Annotated in this window: 8 protein-coding genes; 4 read left to right on the top strand and 4 right to left on the bottom strand. The window is 75.1% G+C overall.

What is annotated here, in order from left to right:
* Positions 1 to 41 precede the first annotated feature (41 nt).
* The 3 genes from ACLJPY_RS19060 to ACLJPY_RS19070 are packed head-to-tail and all read right to left on the bottom strand — an operon-like array spanning position 42 to position 14,477.
* Positions 42 to 1,028: a 3-oxoacyl-ACP synthase gene (locus tag ACLJPY_RS19060; RefSeq protein ID WP_410590174.1), complete on the bottom strand. Its 987-nt coding sequence runs from the start codon at positions 1,026 to 1,028 to the stop codon at positions 42 to 44.
* Positions 1,025 to 6,394, bottom strand: a complete 5,370-nt coding sequence (locus tag ACLJPY_RS19065) for a condensation domain-containing protein (protein WP_410590176.1) — start codon at positions 6,392 to 6,394, stop codon at positions 1,025 to 1,027. The genes ACLJPY_RS19060 and ACLJPY_RS19065 overlap by 4 nt, the downstream gene beginning before the upstream one ends.
* A gap of 13 nt (positions 6,395 to 6,407) precedes the next feature.
* Positions 6,408 to 14,477, bottom strand: a complete 8,070-nt coding sequence (locus ACLJPY_RS19070) for an amino acid adenylation domain-containing protein (RefSeq protein ID WP_410590178.1) — start codon at positions 14,475 to 14,477, stop codon at positions 6,408 to 6,410.
* A gap of 280 nt (positions 14,478 to 14,757) precedes the next feature.
* On the opposite strand from ACLJPY_RS19070, the gene ACLJPY_RS19075 reads away from it, so the two are divergent.
* From ACLJPY_RS19075 to ACLJPY_RS19090, 4 genes are read left to right on the top strand one after another with little or no spacing between them, the layout of a single operon-like run.
* Positions 14,758 to 15,033 (top strand): acyl carrier protein, encoded by a 276-nt coding sequence (locus ACLJPY_RS19075; RefSeq protein WP_410590179.1) that lies wholly within the window; start codon positions 14,758 to 14,760, stop codon positions 15,031 to 15,033.
* Positions 15,034 to 15,038: 5 nt separating this feature from the next.
* The gene (locus ACLJPY_RS19080) at positions 15,039 to 16,106 is read left to right on the top strand and encodes an acyl-CoA dehydrogenase family protein (protein WP_410590587.1); all 1,068 of its coding nucleotides are present in this window, start codon (positions 15,039 to 15,041) and stop codon (positions 16,104 to 16,106) included.
* Positions 16,094 to 17,122, top strand: coding sequence for an HAD-IIIC family phosphatase (locus ACLJPY_RS19085; RefSeq protein ID WP_410590181.1), 1,029 nt, complete (start codon positions 16,094 to 16,096; stop codon positions 17,120 to 17,122). Before ACLJPY_RS19080 ends, ACLJPY_RS19085 begins: the two co-directional genes overlap by 13 nt.
* A complete protein-coding gene (locus ACLJPY_RS19090; RefSeq protein WP_410590182.1) occupies positions 17,119 to 17,952 on the top strand; it encodes a 3-hydroxyacyl-CoA dehydrogenase family protein in 834 nt (277 codons plus the stop codon). The genes ACLJPY_RS19085 and ACLJPY_RS19090 overlap by 4 nt, the downstream gene beginning before the upstream one ends.
* On the opposite strand, the gene ACLJPY_RS19095 is transcribed toward ACLJPY_RS19090, so the two are convergent.
* Positions 17,937 to 18,773 (bottom strand): PaaX family transcriptional regulator C-terminal domain-containing protein, encoded by an 837-nt coding sequence (locus ACLJPY_RS19095; RefSeq protein ID WP_410590184.1) that lies wholly within the window; start codon positions 18,771 to 18,773, stop codon positions 17,937 to 17,939. The genes ACLJPY_RS19090 and ACLJPY_RS19095 overlap by 16 nt on opposite strands.
* Positions 18,774 to 18,903: the final 130 nt, after the last annotated feature.

Here is an 18,903-nt window from a genome sequence, read left to right on the forward strand (position 1 = left end):
GTGCACCACCCGGGGCGGGCTCTCCTCGCCCGCCCCGGGCTTCACAGTTCGTGGGCCGTCGCGGCTTCGGTGGTGACCAGCAGCGCGCTCCAGGCCGCGGCCGGGCTGATGTTGAGCAGCACCGCGCGGCCGTCGAACTCCCCGGTTTCCCGGGCGCTCGCGAGGTTGAAGAAGACGTCGTTGGGCCCGAGGTGGCCGTAGCGGGCCAGGTTGCCGAAGCACGCCTTCGCGATCGGGACGCCCATCGCTTCCGACCAGTTCCGGAACGCGGCCGTGGACAGGTTCTGGGTGAGGTAGCACGGGACGTCGCCGGGGGTCAGGCCGTTGCGGCCGAGGAGCCGGGCGAGCAGGTCGCGCAGCCGGTTGCGGGTCTCCACCGCCAGCCGGAACGAATAGGCCGCCGGGTCGGTGCACTCCTCCCGCCAGCGCGCGAACTCCTCGTCGCGGTACTCGACGCGGAAGAGGTCCGCGTAGGCGCCGTTCGTCTCCAGCAGGATGTCCCGGATCCGGAGATCTCCCCGGCGCCGCAGCAGAAGCGCGCCGCCGCTGTCGCCGTTGACCGTGACGGGGTGGCGGTAGCGCCCGGGAGTCGCGGGCTTGCTCCCGTGCAGGACGAGCACGTTCGCCAGGTCCGGGTCGGTGCGCAGCAGCCCGGCCGCGGCGAGCAGGGCCGGGGTGAGCGACGCGCAGCCGAGGCCGCCGACCGAAAACGCCATCGCCCGGCCGGCGCCGAGCATGGCCTGCAGCCGGGTGGCTTCCGAGCTGACCAGGGTCTGCGGCGCCCGCGGCTCCACGGTCAGGACGACGTCGACGTCCCGGGCGTCGAGGCCGGCCGTGGCCAGGGCGCGCCGGCCGGCGCGGGCGGCGAGTTCGGCCGCGGTCAGCGTGTCGTCGGCCGGGACCCGGTCGATGCCGAGTGCGGCGCAGGTCGCGCGTTCGGTCTCGGACAGCGTGGCCAGTTCGGGCAGCCCGGCCACGGCGATGCACATTTCCGGCAGGTACCACGCCGAGGCGGCGAGCGCGATCACGGCAGCTCGGTGAAGGCGGCCACGATCTCGTCGGCGAGCGCGTCCAGGCGGTCTTCGCCGACGCCGCCGGCCACGGCCAGCCGTAGCGCGCCGTCCCGCACCGCGCTGGTCACGACCAGCGGGAACCAGGACGCAACCGCGCGCTTGAGGTTCACCGACAGGTCCCAGCGCGTGCGCAGCAGGCGGACGCCGGAGTCGAACGCGGAGGTGTCGCTCGGCCCGTGCAGCACGAGGACCTCCGGTTCGGGCAACGCCCGCAGCTCCGCTGTCCCCGGTGAGTCCGGCGAGAGGTGGCGCAGCATCCCGTAGCCGACGCCGTCGTTCGGCACCGACCGCGCGCGGTCGGTGATCTCGGCCAGGCAGTCGCGGGCCGTGGCGCCCGGGCCGACCGGCAGCACCAGCGGGTGCAGGGTGGTGAACCAGCCCACCGACGGGCCGCGGCCGGCCAGCCGGAACGGGTTGGGCGTGGCCTCCCCCTCGGTCATCACGAACGCGCTCGGCGCGTCCTGCCACCGGGCCAGTCCGCAGGAGACCGCGCACAACGCCGCCTCCCGGCCCTCGGCGCCGCCGGCCGAGAGCAGGGTCGCCACCGCCGGGTCGTCGAGGGTCCGGGCGGTGATGCCGTCGCCGGGCGAGCCGCCGATCGTGCCGGCCGCCGCGCCCGCCCGCAGCGTCGCCGTCCAGTAGGTCAGTTCCCCCGCGAGCTCGTCGGAGGCCGCCATCGCCCGGAGATGCTCGGCCCACTCGCGCCACCGCGGCGGGCGCGGGACGAGCACCGGGGTGCGGCCCGCCGTGAGGTCGCCGAGCAGCACGTCGAGGTCGTCGAGGACGACCACGGTGGACATGTTGTCGAAGACGAAGTGGTTGACCAGCAGCACGAGCAGGCCGCCGCGGGCCCGGCCGCGGTCGTAGTGGCGGACGCGGAACAGCGGTCCGCGGGCGGGGTCCATCTCCGCCTTCATCGCCTGGCAGTCGTCCGCGACGATGCCGAGCTCCTCCTCGCGGCCCAGCGGCGGCAGCACCTTCGTGTCGAACACGTCTGCCACGGTGAGGTCCGCGACCTCCAGCCGCGCGCCCAAGGCGTTGCGCCGCAACCGGTAGCGCAGCGGTTCGTGCAGCGTCAGCAGGTGCCCGATCGCCGTCCGGATCGCGGCCGGGGCGACTTCGGGCGTGGTCTCCACCGTGTGGACGTCGACGAAGTCGCCGACATCGTCGGGCATCCGGCGCAGGAAGCTGAGCATGATCGGGGTCGGCGGGATCGCCCGGAGCGGCTCGGTGGCCGGGACTTCCGGTGGCGCCGCGGCGGGGCCGTCGACGACCGCGGCCCGCGCCAGCTCGGCCAGGGTGCGGCACTGCAGCAGCTGCTGCGGGGTGAAGTGGACGCCGTCCTTCGCCGCCCGCGCGGCCACCCGCACGCCGAGGACCGAATCGCCGCCGAGGTCGAAGAAGTTGTCCTTCGGCGAAACCGGGCCGCCGGTGAGCAGGTCCGCGCAGATCGCGGTGAGGACGTGCTCGGCGCGGGCGATCGGTTCGCTGTCCACAGTGGAATACGAGGTCACGACGGGCTCCCGGTGGGTGGGGGCGGGCTTCGGCTCGCCGGCGACGGCCGGGAGTTCGCCCAGCGGGCGGTCGGGTTCGCGCAGCACGGCGTCGAGCAAGCCGGGCAGCAGGCGGGCGAGCGCGGCCGCCGTCTCCCGGTCGAACAACGCCGTCGCGTACTCGAAGTAGCCGTCCATCGGCCCGTCCTGCTGGTCGATGACGCCGACGGTGAGGTCGAACTTCGCGGTGCCCGGCGCGATGCCCGCGACCGTTCCGCTTTCGGAGAACCGGGAGCAGCCGAGGCCGCCGAGCTCGGCGGTGTCCTGCGGGACGTTCTGGTAGGTGTAGGCGACGTCGAACAGCGGCTGGCGGCCGGGCTCGCGCGGCCCGCAGACCGCCGAGACGATCTTCTCCAGCGGGATCTCCTCGTGGTCGAGGACCTGCGCGACGGTGTCCGCGCAGCGCCGGACCAGGCCGGTGAACGACAGCGTTCCCTCGACCCGGGTCCGGAACGGCGGCAGGTTGTTGAAGTACCCCATGAGGTCGTGCGTCGCCGGGTGCGTCCGGCCGGACGTGGCCACCCCGACCACGACGTCGGTGAACCCGGCCCAGCGGTGCAGCAGCGCGTCGACCAGCGCCAGCATCGTGACGAACGTCGTCACGCCGTGTTCGCGGCTGAACCGGCGGGCCGCCTCGGCCGCCGGTTCGGCGACGGTGAACTCCACGAGACCGCCGTCGAAGGTCTGCGCCGCCGGGCGCGGCCGGTCCAGCGGCAGCTGCGCGGTGGGCAGCCCGGCCAGCTCGGCGCGCCAGAACCGCAGGCCGTGCTCGAGGGCCGCCCCGGTCAGCCGCTTGCGCTGCCAGGCCGCGAAGTCGGCGAACTGGAAGGGCAGGTCCGGCAGCTCCGCGGCCCGACCGGCCAGCTGGGCCTGGTAGAGCTCGGTGAAGTCGCGGAAGAAGACCGTCGGCGACCAGCCGTCGAAGACGATGTGGTGGTAGGTCCAGAGCAGGACGTGGTCGTCGGCGGCCAGGCGCAGCAGGGTGACCCGGACCAGCGGGCCGGTGGCCAGGTCGAACGGGCGGACGGCCTCCTGGCCGGCCAGCTCGTGCGCGGCCGCGAGCCGGTCGGCTTCGGGCAGCGCGGCGAGGTCGTGCACGACCAGCCGGGGGCCGGGGTCGGCGAGCCGGGCGAACGGCACGCCCTCGTCGTCGGGGATGCAGGTGCGCAGCACCTCGTGCCGGTCGAACAGGTCGTGCACCGCGCCGGCGAGCGCGGTTTCGTCGAGGGGGCCGGACAGGCGCAGGTCGTGCGGGATGTTGTAGAGCGCGCTGCCGGGGTTCAGCCGGTCCAGGTACCAGAGTTGTTCCTGGCCGGCCGAGAGCGGCAGCGGGCCGCCGCGCGGCAGCACCTCGACGGCGGGCCGGTCGGTGGCCGGGCCGCGCTCGGCCCGCACCGCCTCGATGCGCGCGGCGAAGGCCCGCACGGTCGGGTGGGCGTACAGGTCGGCGAACGTCAGGTCGACGCCGAAGTCGCGTTCCATCATGCGCAACGCGGTGATCGCCGCGATCGACGTCCCGCCGAGGGCGAAGTAGTCCGACTCCCCGGCGAGCCGGTCCTCGCCGAGAGCGCGGGCCCAGACCTCGGCGACCCGGCGTTCGGTGTCCACATCGGACACGTCCGCCGGTGGCGGCTGCGGGGCGCGGGCTTCGGCGGCGGGCGCGCCCGGCGGACGGCACCAGCAGCGGACGCTCTCCAGCGGGTACGCCGGCGCTTCGATCCGCGGCACCACGGCGTCGGCGTAGTGGCGGTCCCAGTCGAGCCGGACGCCGAGCCGGTACAGCGACGCCACCCGCCGCAGCACCGCCCGCCGTCCGGCGCCGGCGATCAGTTCGACGCAGCCGAGCCCGGGCGCCAGGCGGCGCATCGTCCGCGAGAGCACGCCGCCGGTGCCGAGCTCGACCAGCACCGCGCCGTCGCGGACGAACCCGCGCACCGCCTCGGCCAGCCGTCCGGAGTCGAGCGTGGCCCCGACCGGCCGGTCCGCCGCCGCGGCCAGGCCGTCCTCCAAGGACAGTTCGCCGCGCGCGATCCGCACCGACAGGTTGCCCGCGCCCGAACCGACGAGGTGGGTGTCGGGGATGCCCAGCGACCGGGCGAGCCGGTGGAGGGCGTGGTGGACGGCGACCAGCCGGGGACCGGGCCGCTCGGGCAGCGGGGTGTCGCCGAGCACCGGCCACGCCGCACACAGCTGCGCCCAGAGCCCGGGCTCGACCCCGCCGTCGCCGGAGAACAGGAGCACCACCGGCGGGTCGTCCGCGGCGGGCGCGTCCGGGACCGCGGCCGACCGCAGGTCCGCCGCGAGCGTGCCGGGCTCGTCGGCGACCACGGCCAGCCGGAAGGGGTGGTCGTCGCGGCCCCGGTTCATGGCGTGGCCGATGGCGAGCACGCCGTGCCCGCTCTCCTCGGCGAACACCGCGAGCTCGTCGCGGTAGCGGGCCAGTGCGGACGCCGTCTTCGCCGACACCGTCACCAGGTGCGCGGCCCCGTCCGGTCCGGCGGGTACCGGAAGCGGCGGGGCCTGCTCGACGACGGCGTGCACGTTGGTCCCGGTCAGCCCGAACGAACTCAGGCCCGCGCGGCGGGGCGCGTCGCCCTCCCACGGGCCGAAGGCGGGGTTGACCCGCACCGGGCCGTCGAAGTCGATCAGCGGGTTGGGCGTTTCGAAGTGCGCGGTCGGGTAGCGGACGCCGCGCCGCACACTGAGCAGCACCTTGACCAGCCCGGCCACCCCGGCCGCGTTGTCCAGGTGCCCGATGTTGCCCTTGATCGAGCCGATCGCGCAGGACGGCGTCGTGACGCCGGCGTCGAGGAACGCCTGGCGGAGGGCCTCGACTTCGACGACGTCGCCGAGCGGGGTGGCCGAGCCGTGGCACTCGACGTACCCGACGGTGGCGGGATCGACACCGGCATCGCGCCAGGCCGCGGTGACGACCTCGGTCTGCGCCGCGCGGCTCGGGGCGCTCATGCTGGCCATCCGGTAGCCGTTGTGGTTGACCGCGATGCCCTTCAGCACGGCGTGCACGTGATCGCCGTCGGCGAGCGCGGCGGGCAGCGGCTTGAGCACGACGATCCCGCCGCCCTCGCCGCCGACCGCACCGATGGCCTTCTCGTCGAAGGGACGGCACCGGCCCTCGGGCGACTCGACACCGCGGACCGGCACGTGCCCGGCTTCGCGGATCGGCACCGGCCGCACGCTGATGCCGCCCGCCAGCGCGAGGTCCGCGGCCCCGCTGCGCAGCAGCGCGACGGCGTGGGCGACCGCGACGAGACTGCCGCTGCACGCGGTGTCGAGGACGAGCGCGGGCCCGGTGAAGTCGTGGCGGTAGCTGATCCGCGCCGCGAGGGCCGCCCCGATGATGCCGAGGATCTGCTGCGGGTCTTCTTCGTCGAAGAGGTCTTCGTAGTCCGACCGCGAGCTCCCGAGCACGACGGCGGTGCGCGACCCGCGCAGGGCTCGGGGCGCGTAGCAGGCGTTTTCGAGGGCTTCGTGGGCGAGCTGCAGGATGAGCCGCTGGTGCGGGTCCATCCAGGTGGCCTCGGCCGGCGGCACGCCGAAGAAGCGGTGGTCGAAGCGGTCGATCCGGTCGAGGTAGCCCATCGGCAGGTAGCCGGGCCCGGGCGCGAAGCCGTTCTCCCGCAACCGGTCCGGATCGGGCTGGCCGACCACGTCACGGCCGTCGGCGAGCAGGTCGTGGACGGCGTCCAGCCCGTGGGCGCCCGGCAGCAGGGCGGACACCCCGATGATCGCCACGTCGTCGTTGCGCACCGGCTCCGGCCTCCTAGAGCTCGTAGTCCCGCGGCGGGTTCAGGCCGCGGTCGACCGCCCGGCCGAGTGCCGCGAGGGTCGGGTGTTCCAGCATCAGGGCCAGCGCACCGACGGTGGGGTTGTCGAACAGCGCCCGCGGCGGCAGCGACGCACCGAAGTCCGCGCGCAGCCGGGCGGTGACCCGCAGGCACAGCAGCGAATCGCCACCGAGGGCGAAGAAGTCGTCGTCGACGCCGACCCGGTCGACCGCGAGCACCTCGGCCCAGATCCGGCTCAGCGCCCGTTCGGTGGCGGTGCGGGGGGCGCGGTAGGCCGGCTCGGCGTCGGCCGGGCTCGGCGGGAGGAACTGCGCGGGCGGGTGGTCGCCGGTTGGGGTGGGCTCTGGCGGGCGGGCTTGGGGTGGTGCGGGCGGTTCGCCGAGCTCGCCGGTCGCCGGTGCGAGCGGGGTCGGCGGTGCGGGCGGTTCACTGGGGCCGCCGGTCACCGGCGCGAGCGGAGTGGGCGGTGCGGGCGGTTCACCGGACCCACCCACCACCGGCACGAGCGCGGTCGGCGACGCAGCCGGTCCACCAGACCCACCCACCACCGGCACGAGCGGGGTCGGCGGTGCGGGCGGTTCACCGGGGCCGCCGGTCACCGGCACGAGCGGGGTCGGCGGCGCAGCCGGTCCACCGGACCCACCGACCACCGGCACGAGCGGTGCGGCCGGTCCATCAGGCCCACCGGTCACCGGCCCGGGCGGGGTGGGCCCGGCGGCCGGTTCCCTGAGCAGGTCCACGAGTTCGTCGCCGAGTGCCTCGGCCGTGCCGTTGTCGAACAGGGCCGGGTCGTAGCCGAGCCGCAGGGTCAACGGCTCGGCTTCGCGGGTGCTGCCGTGGGCGATGAGGGCGAGCGGGTAGTTCGTCACTTCGACCGCCGTCAGCTCCGCGAGGTGCAGGCCGCGGGCGGCCAGGGCGCCGCGGTCGAACGGGTAGTTCTCGAACACCACGATGCTGTCGAAAAGACTCACCCGCGCGGGCAGCCCGCTCCAGCGGCGCAGCGCGGCCAGTGAGACGTGCCCGAACCGGCGCGCCTCGGCCTGCTCGGCCTGCAGGCGCCGGAACCAGCCCGGCCGGTCCTCCGCTTCCGCGACCGTGACGCGGACCGGCACCGTGTTGACGAACATCCCGACGATCGCGGCCACCCCGGGCAGCTCGGGCGGGCGGCCGGAGACGACCGCGCCGAAGCAGACGTCCGCCTCGCCGCCGTGGCGGGCGAGCAGCCGCGCCCACGAGCCCTGCACCACGGCGTTGACCGTCAGCCGGTGGCGCCGGGCGAAGGCCGCCAGGCACGCCGAGTCCTCTACGGACAGTTGACGATCCACTGTGGACGTCGAGCGCGTGCGGTGGGCGCGGCCGGGTGGGCGGTCGTACGGCAGCCGGGTCGGGACGAGGCCGGAAAGGGCCTTGCGCCAGTGGGTTTCGGCCGCCGTGGCGTCCTGGCGGGCCAGCCACGCGAGGTGGTCGGCGAACGGGCGCCGCCGCTTGACGGGCTGCCCGGACAGGTGCGCGAGGACGTCGGTCAGCACCTCGAAGACGCTCCAGCCGTCGAGGATCACGTGGTGGAAGGTCCACAGCGTCCGGATCCGGGTGCCACCCAGCCGGATCAGGGTGACCCGCATCAGCGGGGGTGCGGCCGGGTCCAGCCCGGCTTCGCGGTCGGCGGCGAGCAGTTCGGCTTCGTCCGGCGAGCGTCCGTCGTGCACGGTCACCGGCAGGGTGACGGCCCGGTGCACCACCTGCACCGGTTCGCGGACACCGGTCCAGCGGACCGCGGTGCGCAGGGCGGGGATGTCCTCGACCGTTCGCCGCCAGGCGCGCTCCAGGGCGGCCGGGTCGTCGACGCCGCTCAGCGTGAAGCAGACCTGCTCGAGGTAGGTGCCCGGTTCCGACAGGCTGTGGAACAGCATCCCGGCCTGCATCGGGGTGAGCGGGTAGACGTCCTCGACGTCGCGGCCGTCGCCGAGGAGCCGGTCGAGTTCGGCCTGGGTGGCGACGGCGAGCGGGAAATCGGACGGCGTGCGGCCGCCGGCCCCCGGCTCGGCGCAGTGGGCGGTGATTTCCCGGAGTGCTTCGAGCACTTCGGCGGCGAGACGGGTGACGGTGCCGGGTTCGTGGGCGCCGGGCGAGTACGTCCACTCGAATTCGAGTTCGCCGTCGCTGGTGACGGCCGCGGTGACGTCGAGGCGGGCGGTGCCGGTGACGTGCGGGGCGCGGCTCAGCCGGATGGCCGAGGACGCGGGCTCGTCGTCGCCGAGGTCGAAGCGGCCCAGGTAGTTGAACGCCGCCGCCGGTCGGGCTTCCGGCAGCTCCGCCTGGGCCAGGTACCGCAGTGCGCCGTACCCCAGGCCGCGGTCCGGGGTCGCGCGCAGGCATTCCTTCACCGACTTCAGCACCGCGCCCCAGCCGCCCTCGCGCGGGATCTCCACCGGGCACGGGTACAGCGTCGTGAACCAGCCCACCGTCCGGGACAGGTCCACGTCGTCGAAGACGTCCTCGCGGCCGTGGCCCTCCAGTTCCAGCAGTACCCGGTCGTGTCCCGTCCAGCCGGCGAGGACCCGGCCGAGCGCGCTGACCAGCACCTCGTCGATCCGGGTGCGGTACGCCGCCGGGGTGTCGCGCAGCAGCGCCGCCGTGTCACCCGCCGCGAGCCGCACGGTCACCGTGCGCTGCGGGGCCGGGTCGCCGTCGGGCGCGGCGCCCGCCGCCGGGCGCCGCCAGTGCGCGAGTCCCGCGTCGAACCCGCCCGCCGCCGCGTGCGCGGCCAGCCGCCGCGACCAGTCGCCGAACGACGTGGTCCGCGGCGGCAGCTCCACCGGTTGCCCCGCCCGGGCCGCGCGGTAGGCCGTCCGCAGGTCCGCCAGCAGGATCCGCCACGAGACACCGTCCACGACCAGGTGGTGGGCGATGAGGTACAGCCGCGAGCCGTCGAGCACCGCCGTGAACAGCGCCCCGCCGTCCAGCTCGAACACGTCCATAGTGGACACGGGACCGACCCGGAACGTATCCGACCCAACGGTTTCCGCGTACTCCTGCCGCCAGGAGCCATCGACCCGGCGGAAGCGCAGCCGGAGCGCGTCGTGGTGGCGGGCGAGCGCTTCGACCGCGGTCCGCAGCGCCGGGTGGTCGACGGTGAGCTCGGCCGACACCCACTGGCTGAAGTGGCCTGGCCGCTCGGTGACCGTCTCGAAGAACCAGTGCTGGATCGGCGACAGCGGCACCGGGCCGGACGGCCGGGGCGCCTCGCGGGCCGCCGGTTCCGCCCAGACCCCCGCCGCGGCCAGCTCGGCCGGAGTCTGGCGGAGGAAGACGTCCTTCGCGCTCAGGCGCAGCCCGAGCTGCCGGGCCCGTGCCACCACCTGGATGCCCAGGATCGAGTCCCCGCCGAGCTCGAAGAAGTTGTCCTGCGTCCCGACGTGGTCCACGTGGAGCACCTCGGCCCACACCCTCGTCAGCAGCTCCTCCGCCGGGCCGCGGGGCGCGGTGCGGGCCCGGGTGGCCTGCGGCCGCGGCGACGGCAGCGCCCGGCGGTCGACCTTGCCCTGCGGGGTCAGCGGGAACCGGTCGAGCAGCACGAGCGCCCCGGGGACGAGGTGGCCCGGCAGGCTCTGGCCGAGGAACTCCCGCAGCGCGCCGGGCCCGACCGGCCGCCGGGGGACGACGTACCCGGCCAGCCGCTTGTGGCCGGGGGTGTCCTCCCGCGCCACCACGACGGCCTCGGCGACGTCCGGGTGCCGCCGCAGCGCCGCCTCGACCTCGCCCACCTCGATCCGGAAGCCGCGGATCTTGACCTGGTCGTCGGACCGGCCGAGGAAGTCCAGCACCCACTCCTCGCCGTGACGCCAGCGCACGACGTCCCCGGTGCGGTACAGCCGGGTGCCGTCGCCGAAGGGGTCGGCGACGAACCGGTCGGCCGTCAGGCCCGGCCGGTCCAGGTACCCGCGGGCCAGGCCGCTCCCGCCGACGTACAGCTCGCCGGGCACCCCGGCCGGCACCGGATCGAGGTGGCGGTCCAGCACCAGGCAGCGCGTCCCGGTGATCGGCCGCCCGATCGGCACCGGCCGCCCCGCGTCGGCGGGCCGGACCCGGTGGCAGGCGGTGAACGTCGTGCCCTCGGTGGGCCCGTAGCCGTTGACCAGCTCCAGGTCCGGGCAGCGAGCCAGGACGGCCGCGCACTGCTGCGGCGAGAGCACGTCCCCGCCGGAGACCAGCCGTCGCAGCCCGGCGAACACGCCGGGGTCGGCCGCGGCCACTTCGTGGAACATGCCCGCGGTCAGCCACAGCGCGGTCACGCCTTCGGTGCGGACGAAGGCGCCGAGGGCCTCGACCGACGGGACGTCCTCCGGGTCGATCGCCAGCCGCGCGCCGGACAGCAGCGCGCCCCAGATCTCCAGGGTCGAGGCGTCGAACGACAGCGGCGCGTACTGCGTCGAGACGTCTTCGGGGCGGAGGCGGGCGTAGGGGTCGGCGCACAGCCGGGTCACCGACCGGTGCTCGATCAGCACGCCCTTCGGCCGGCCCGACGACCCGGAGGTGTAGAGCACGCAGGCCAGGTTGCCCGGCCGCGCCCGGACCGGCGGGGCACCACCGGGCCGGCCGCGCGCGTCGGCCGGGGTCACCACGCGGGTACCCGGGGGCACCCGGTCCCGCACGGCTCCGGTCGTGAGGACCGTCGTGGCCCCGGAATCGGCCAGCAGCCAAGCCAACCGCTCGTCCGGGTAGCGCGGGTCGAGCGGGACGTAGGCGCCGCCGGCCTTCAGGACGGCCAGCATGCCGGTGACCGCGTCGATGCCCCGCGGCACGCACAGGCCGATCCGGACGTCCGGGCCGGCGCCGTGCGCGATCAGGGCGTGCGCGAGCCGGTTGGCCCGGGTGTCCAGCTCGCGGTAGGTCAACGCCGTGCCGGCACACGTCACCGCGGGGGCGTCCGGGCGTTCGCGGACGCGTTCGGCGAAGACTTCGAGCACGGTGAGCCCCGGCCCGTCGGCCGCCGACCGGCCCACCGCCAGCAGCTCACGCCGTTGCGCGGGCGCCGGGAAGGACAGCCGGGACAGCCGCCGGCGCGGATCGTCGGCGATCGCCTCGAGCAGGGCGAGGAGGTTCTCGGCGAGCCTGCGGATCGTGTCCGCGTCGAAGAGATCCGTGCGGTATTCGACGGTGGTGCGCAGGCCGCCGTCCCGCGGCTCGAACTCCAGGGTCAGGTCGAACGGCGCCGACCGCCGGGGCAGGTCGAACTCCTCGACCGCCAGGCCGCGGAGCCGCGGCAGCGCCGAGGGCGCGTTCTGCAGCACCACCATGGTGTTCACCAGCGGTGAGCGGCTCGCGTCGCGGTCCGGGGCGAGCAGCTCGACCAGCCGGCCGAACGGGACGTCGTCGTGGGCCATCGCGTCGAGCACGGTCGAGCGGACCCCGGTCAGGAAGTCCGTGAACGACGGGTCGCCGTCGAGGCGGGACCGGATCACGACGGTGTTGACGAAGAACCCGACCAGCCCCGCCAGCTCCTCCCAGGACCGCCCGGCCGTCACCGTGCCGAGCGCGATGTCACGCTGGCCGGTGTAGCGCGCGAAGAGCACTTGCGCCGCCGCGATCAGGGTCATGAACAGCGTGGCGCCGCGCTCGCGGCCGAGTTCGGCCAGCCGGGCGGTCACGGCCGGGGGCACGGTGAACCGGTGGGTCGCGCCCGCCGTCCCGCGCACCGCCGGCCGCGGCCGGTCGGTGGGCAGTTCCAGCACCGGCACCGCGGACAGCTGCCGCTCCCAATAAGCGATCCGGTCGTCGAGCTCCGGGCCGGCGAGCCGGTCACGCTGCCAGGCGGCGAAGTCCGGGTAGCGCAACGGCAACGGCGGCAGCTCGGCGGCCGGGTCCGAGTACAGCCGGCCGAGCTCGTCGGCGAGCACGCCCATCGACCAGCCGTCGGTGACGATGTGGTGCAGCACCAGCACGAGCAGGTGGTCCTCCTCCCCCAGCACGAACACCGTCGCCCGGAACAGCGGGCCGCGGGCGAGGTCGAAGGGCCGCTGCACCTCGGCGAGCAGCGCGCGCTCGACGTCGTCGGCGGCGCGGACGTCCGGTCGGACCTGCGGGGGCGGCCCGACGACCTGGACCCCCCGCCCCGCCACCGTGGGGAACGTGGTGCGCAGCGACTCGTGGCGTGCCGCCAGCGCGGTCAGCGCACCGGCCAGCGCATCGACGGACAACGGGCCGCGCAGCCGGAAACCCGCGCTGGTGTTGTACTCGGCGCCGCCCGGAGCGAGCTGGTCGAGGAACCAGAGCCGCTCCTGCCCGGACGACAGCGGCAGCGCGGTCCCCGGCGCCGTCCGCGCCGGGGCACGGACGGCGTGGGCGGCGGCGAGGGCGGCGGCGAGCCCGGCGACCGTCCGGTGCTCGAAGACGGCCTGGGCGGGCAACGCCGTGCCCAGCCGCCGGTTGAGCGTGCCCGCCACCCGCATGGCGAGGATCGAGTCCCCGCCCAGCTCGACGAAGTCGTCGTCCGCTCCGACGCGGTCCGAGCCGAGCGCTTCGCGCCAGACCCCGGCGACCAGCTCCTCCGCCGGGCCGCGGGGCGCGGCGCCGCCGGGCCGACGACCGGGCTCGGGCAGGGCACGCCGGTCGACCTTGCCGCCGTCGGTCAGCGGGAGGGCGGGCAGCTCGGTGAACAGCGCGGGGACCAGGTGGTCCGGGACGCGGGCCCGCAGGTACGCCCGCAGCCCGGTCACCGGTGCGGCCTTCGGCACGACGTAGGCGATCAAGTGGTCGTCGCGGCCGTTCCGGCTCGCCACGACCGCCGCGGCGGCCAAGCCGGGGTGGCTCAGCAGAGCCGCTTCGGCGTCGGCGGGGTCGACGCGGACACCGCGGATCTTGACCTGGGCGTCGGCCCGGCCGAGGTAGTCCAGCAGGCCGTCGTCCCGGCGGCGCACGCGGTCGCCGGTGCGGTACACCCGCGAGCCGGGCGGGCCGGCCGGATCGGCGACGAACGCGGCGGCGGTGGCTCCGGGCCGGCCGAGGTAGCCGCGCGCGAGCCCGGGCCCGGCCAGGCAGAGTTCCCCTTCCGCGGCCGGTCGCAGCTCGGCGTCCAGCACCTGCGCGCGCGTCCCGGGCAGCGGCTGCCCCAGCACCGGCCGGTCTCCGGGCACCGCGGTGGCGACCAGGCTGTCCACTGTGGTCTCGGTGGTGCCGTAGGCGTTCCGCACCAGGATCCCGGCGGCCTGCAGGGTGCCGACGAGGTCCGGTTCGACCGGCTCGCCCCCGATGACGACGACCCGCGGCCGCGCGGGACCGTCGAGCAGGCCGGCGAGCAGCAGCATCCGCAGGTGGGACGGGGTCACGTCGAGCACGTCGAGCCGCGCCGCGGCCAGTGCGGCGACGGTCTCCCGCGGGTCGGCCCTGTCCAGTACGTGCAGTTCGTGCCCGGCCAGCATCCACAGGAGCGGAACCCAGGAAGCGTCGAAGGACAGGGCGGCGGTCAGTGCCACGCGCAACCGCCCGTCCGTGGTCGCGAACAGACCCGCGCGGTGGGCGGCGAAGAGACCGAGCAGCCCGCCGTGCGTGCCGAGCACGCCGCGGGGCCGTCCGGTCGAGCCGGACGTGTACAGCACGTACGCGAGGTTGTCCGGCCGGATGCGCGGCCTCGGGACGGCCGGGTGGTCGCCGTCCGCCGTCACGAACACCGGTACGCACCCGGGCGGCAGCTCGCCCGCCAGGTCCGGCTGGGTCAGCACCAGCGTGACCCCCGCGTCGGCCAGCAGCGCGGCCCGGTGCCGCGGCGGGTGCGCCGGCTCCAGCGGGACGTACGCCGCGCCCGCTTTCAGGACGCCGAACAGCGCCACCACCATGTCCACGCCGCGCTCGACCAGGAGCCCGACGCGGCTTTCCGGGCCGGCGCCGCGCCCGGCCAGGCGCGCGGCGGCTTCGTCGCTGCGGGCGGCCAGCTCCGCGTAGCTCAGCCGGGTCCGGCCGTCGGCCACCGCCGTTCGCGCGGGGGCACGGGCCGCCTGGTGGGCCAGCAGGTCGCCCACGCTGTGCAGTGGTCCGGTCGTGGTCGTCATCCCCAGAATTCCCCAGAAGCAGTGCCATTCCCCAGAAGCAGTGCCGGAAATCCCGGCGGTGCCGAACTCCGGATACTTCCAGCGGCTTCGCGGCCCCGGCAAGCCGCCGATCGAGGGACCGGCCGTCACTGTCCATGATTGCCGCTGACCACAACGGAATTTGATCGTCCATTGCGGACAGTGGGAGAAGTGCGAGCAAGCGATTACGCCGTTCGGCGCCGTCGGCGAGCCGCGGGAGCGTGTTAGCTTCGAACGGGGGAAGAAACTCGGAGGAGGGCGCGTGGCAGGCCGGCAGCCCGTGAACGCGGACAGCACCGCCGAGGAGATCCTCGCCGAGCTCACCGGGTTCTTCGCCACCGCGACGGCCGGGAACACCCCCGGCCCCGACGAGGACTACTTCGCGCTGGGGCTGGTGAATTCCCTGATGGCCCTGGAACTGGTGGCGCACGTCGAACGCCGGTACGGGATCGAAGTCGCGGTGGAAGACCTCGACCTCGACAACTTCCGGACCATGAACCGCGTCACCGCCTTCGTGCTCCGGAAACGAACTCCGTGACCACAATGGACTCCGCCGCCTTCGCGGCCGGGCTGCGGCGGGACGCGGCGGACTGGGACGCCCGCGGCGCCCTGCCCGCCGAAATCGTCAAAGCCGTGGCGCACGCGGGTTTCCTGGCCACCGACCGCCCGCCGGAGGAACTCGGGCGGCTGTGCGCCGACTTCGGCGGCGTGTGCAGCGCGCTGCGGGCCCTGATCACGGTGCAGGGCATGGTCACCGCGGCCGTCCGGCGCTGGGGCACCGCCGCCCAGCGGGCGCACTGGCTCCCCGCCCTCGCGCGCGGCGACGTCCTCGCCGGGTTCGCGGCCACCGAGGCCGGCGCCGGGAGCGAGCTGGCCGCCGTGGCGACGTCCGCGGACCAGGAGGCCGGGCAGGTGCGCCTGCGGGGCCGCAAGCTGTGGGTCACCTTCGGGCAGGTCGCCGACGTCTTCCTGGTCCTCGCCACCTGCGCGGGCCGTCCCGTCACCGTGCTCGTCGAAGCCGGGCGGCCGGGTGTCACGGCCGAGCCGGTGCGCGGGCAGCTGGGGCTGCGCGCCGCCCGGCTCGCCCACGTCCGCTTCGACGGCGTGCTCGTGCCCGCGGAAAACCTCCTCGCGCCACCGGGTTTCGGCCTCTCCCACGTCACGGCGACGGCGCTGGACCACGGCCGGTTCACCGTCGCCTGGGGGTGTGTCGGCATGGCGGAAGCCTGCCTGCACGCGGCCGCGGGCCACGCCGCCGACCGCGTGCAGGGCGGGGTGCGGCTGGCGGAGCACCAGGCCGTGCGCGCCCTGCTCGGCCGGTGCCTCGCCGACGCCGTCGCCGCGCGCGAGGTGTGCGTCCGAGCGGCCGCTTTGCGGGAAGCCGGCGATCCGGAGGCGGTGGCCGCCACCGTGCTGGCCAAGTACGTGGCGGCCCGCGCGGCCGCCGCGGTCGCCGACCGGGCCGGCCAGGTGCTCGGCGCGGCGGGCTGCGCCGAGGACAGCCTAGTCGGCCGCTTCTTCCGCGACGCCAAGGTCATGCGCCTCATCGAAGGCGCCGACGAGGTCGCCGAACAGCAGCTCGGCGGGTACGCGCTGCGATGGCGGCCGTGAAGACGGTCAAGTGCCTGGTCTGGGACCTCGACGACACGCTGTGGGACGGCGTCGTCCTCGAAGGCGACCGGCCGCGGCCGTTCCCCGCCGCGGTCGAGGCCCTGCACACCCTCGACCGGCGGGGGATCCTGCACGCCGTGGCCGGACGCGGCGAGCTGCGCCGCGCCAGCGGGCACCTGGCCGAGCACGGGCTGGCGGACCTGTTCTGCGCGGTCGAAGTCGGCTGGGGCGAGAAGTCCGCGGCGATCCGCCGCATCGCCGCGGAGCTGAACATCGGCCTGGACACCATCGCCTTCGCCGACAACGACCCCGCCGAGCGCGCCGAGGTCGCCGCCGCGCTGCCGATGGTCCGCTGTTACCCCGCCGAGCGGGTCGGCGAGCTGGCGGAGTTGGCCGAATTCCGCCCGGAGCTGGTGACCGCCGAGTCACGCCGCCGTCGGCACCGGTACCTCGCCGAACGTTCGCGGGCCGCGGCGGAACGCGCGTTCCCCGGTCCGGCGAGCGACTTCCTCGCCTCGCTCGAGCTGACGATGACCGTGCGGCCCGCCACCGAAGCCGACTTCGCCCGGGCGCACGAGCTCACCCTCCGGACCCACCAGCTCAACACGACCGGCCGCACGTTCGACGCCGTCCGGCTGCGCGAACTGTGTGCGTCCGCGGACCACGAGGTGCTCGTCGCCGACGTCACCGACCGGTTCGGGGCGCACGGGACGGTCGGGCTGGCCGTGCTCCGCCACGACGGTCCCGACGTCGTCCTGGAGCTGCTGCTGACGTCGTGCCGGGTGCTCAACCGCGGGATCGGCGCGGTCCTGCTCGGCCACCTCGTGCGGGACGTCCTCGCGCGCGGACGGCGGCCGGTCGCCCGGTTCGTCCCGACGGCGGCCAACCGGATCATGCTGGTGACGCTGCGGTTCGCCGGGTTCGAGCCGGCCGGGCCGGTGCTGGTCTTCGACCCCCGGCGGCCGCCACCGCCGCGGCCGGGGCACGTCCGGATCGTCGACGGGAGGCAGCGGTGAAGATCGGGGTCGTGGGGGCCGGGGTGATGGGCACGGGGGTCGCGCAGTGCTTCGCCGCGGCGGGGCACGAGGTGATCGTCGCCGACGCGGACCCCGGGGCGCTGGACCGCGGCCCGGCCCGGCTGCGGGACGGCGTGCGGATGGCGGTCCTGCTCGGCGCGCGCCCGCCCGCCACGGTCCGGGTCCGCTGGACCGGCGCGCTCGAGGAACTCGGCGGGAGCGAGTTCGTCGTGGAGTGCGCGACGGAACGGCCGGCGGTGAAGGAGGAGCTGTTCGCCGAGCTGGACCGGCTCTGCCCCGCCGCGACCGTGCTGGCGTCGTGCACGTCGGCCATCCCGATCACCCGCCTCGCGGCGGCGACCGGGCGCGCGGACCGGGTCATCGGCACCCACTTCATGAACCCGGCGCCGGTGCAGGACGCGGTCGAGGTGGTCCGCACGGCGGCGACGTCGGCGGAAACCCTGCGGTTGACCGGCGAAGTGCTGACGGGCCTCGGCAAGCAGCCGATCGTGGTGGCCGACGGCCCGGGCTTCGTCGCCAACCGCGTCCTGATGGCCACGATCAACGAAGCGGTGGCGACGGTCGGCGACGGCATCGCGGACGCGGCGACGGTGGACTCGGTTTTCGAGAAGTGCTTCGGGCACCCGATGGGCCCCCTGCGCACGGCCGACCTGATCGGGCTGGACGTCATCCTGGACACTTTGGTGGTGCTGCTGGAGTGCACCGGAAATCCGATGTACCGCCCGTGCCGGTTGCTGACCGAGCTGGTGGCGACGGGACGGCTGGGCCGCAAGACCGGCCGGGGCCTGCACGCCTACCCGGCGGGCTGACCCGCCGTCGGCATCAGTTCGAGCGTCTCCTCGGCCAGCCGGGCCGCGCCTTCGCTGTAGTCGCCGTCCAGCTTGCGGAACAACGTTTCCGCCTCGATCGCCGGCCAGTCCGCCGGCAGGTGCCCCGCCGGCAGGTGGGGATCGCGGCGGACCACGTGCAGCCAGTCCGAATGCAGCATCAGCTGGCGCGTCAGATCGTCCGGAAAGGACGGTTTCCCGCCGTCCCACTTGTCCAGGAAGTCGTGGTAGCGCGACGCGATCGTCGCCGTGTCGAACGCCTTGCGCACCAGCGAGGCCGCTTCCGTCGGCTTCGCCGGCTGGGCCGTGAACACCGTCACGTGCCCGTCCAGGCCGAGCTGCTCGACGATCGCCGTCACGTCACGGTCCCCGGGGGCCACCCACAAGCCGTTCTGCAGCAGGCCGAAACCCGCCCACGTCAGCTGGCGGCGCAGGTCGTGCCGATCGCCGCGGCGGGTGTCCGGGAGGGAAAAGCCGACCAGCGTCCAGCCGGCGTCTTCGGAACGGTTGACCGCGCCCGTCTCCCAGATGCGGCGCCTGCCGTCCTCCAGGACCGCGGCGAGGCGCTCGCTCAGACCGAAGTAGACCTTCCGCCCGTGGCGGTGGCGGGTCAGCAACCCGGTGCCCGCCATGCGGGTCAGCGTCGAGCGGACCGCCTCCTCCGAGACGCCGACGCGCCCGAACACGTCGATCACGCTGCCCGAATAGATCGCGCTCGACCGGCCGAGCAGGTGGATGCCCAAGAACGTGAGCATGACGGACTTCGGGCGGGGCCCGGAGCCGGTCTCGGCGGAGTGCGTCACGGCGTCAGCGTAACCCGGACGGCCGCCACTTGATGTTGTGCAGATCGTTGACGGCCGTCATGCTGCTGACTAACGTTGGGACCCGCTCCCCCGTCGTCCGCACCCGGACGAACCTGCCCCTCCGCAGTGC

The organism is Amycolatopsis sp. lyj-23, from assembly GCF_046549135.1.
Lineage (GTDB): Bacteria > Actinomycetota > Actinomycetes > Mycobacteriales > Pseudonocardiaceae > Amycolatopsis.

Bases quoted from the DNA above. Each gene is read 5' to 3' on its own strand.
- ACLJPY_RS19070 (WP_410590178.1), bottom strand. From the start codon at position 14,477: ATGACGACCACGACCGGACCACTGCACAGCGTGGGCGACCTGCTGGCC.
- ACLJPY_RS19080 (WP_410590587.1), top strand. From the start codon at position 15,039: ATGGACTCCGCCGCCTTCGCGGCCGGGCTGCGGCGGGACGCGGCGGAC.
- ACLJPY_RS19085 (WP_410590181.1), top strand. From the start codon at position 16,094: ATGGCGGCCGTGAAGACGGTCAAGTGCCTGGTCTGGGACCTCGACGAC.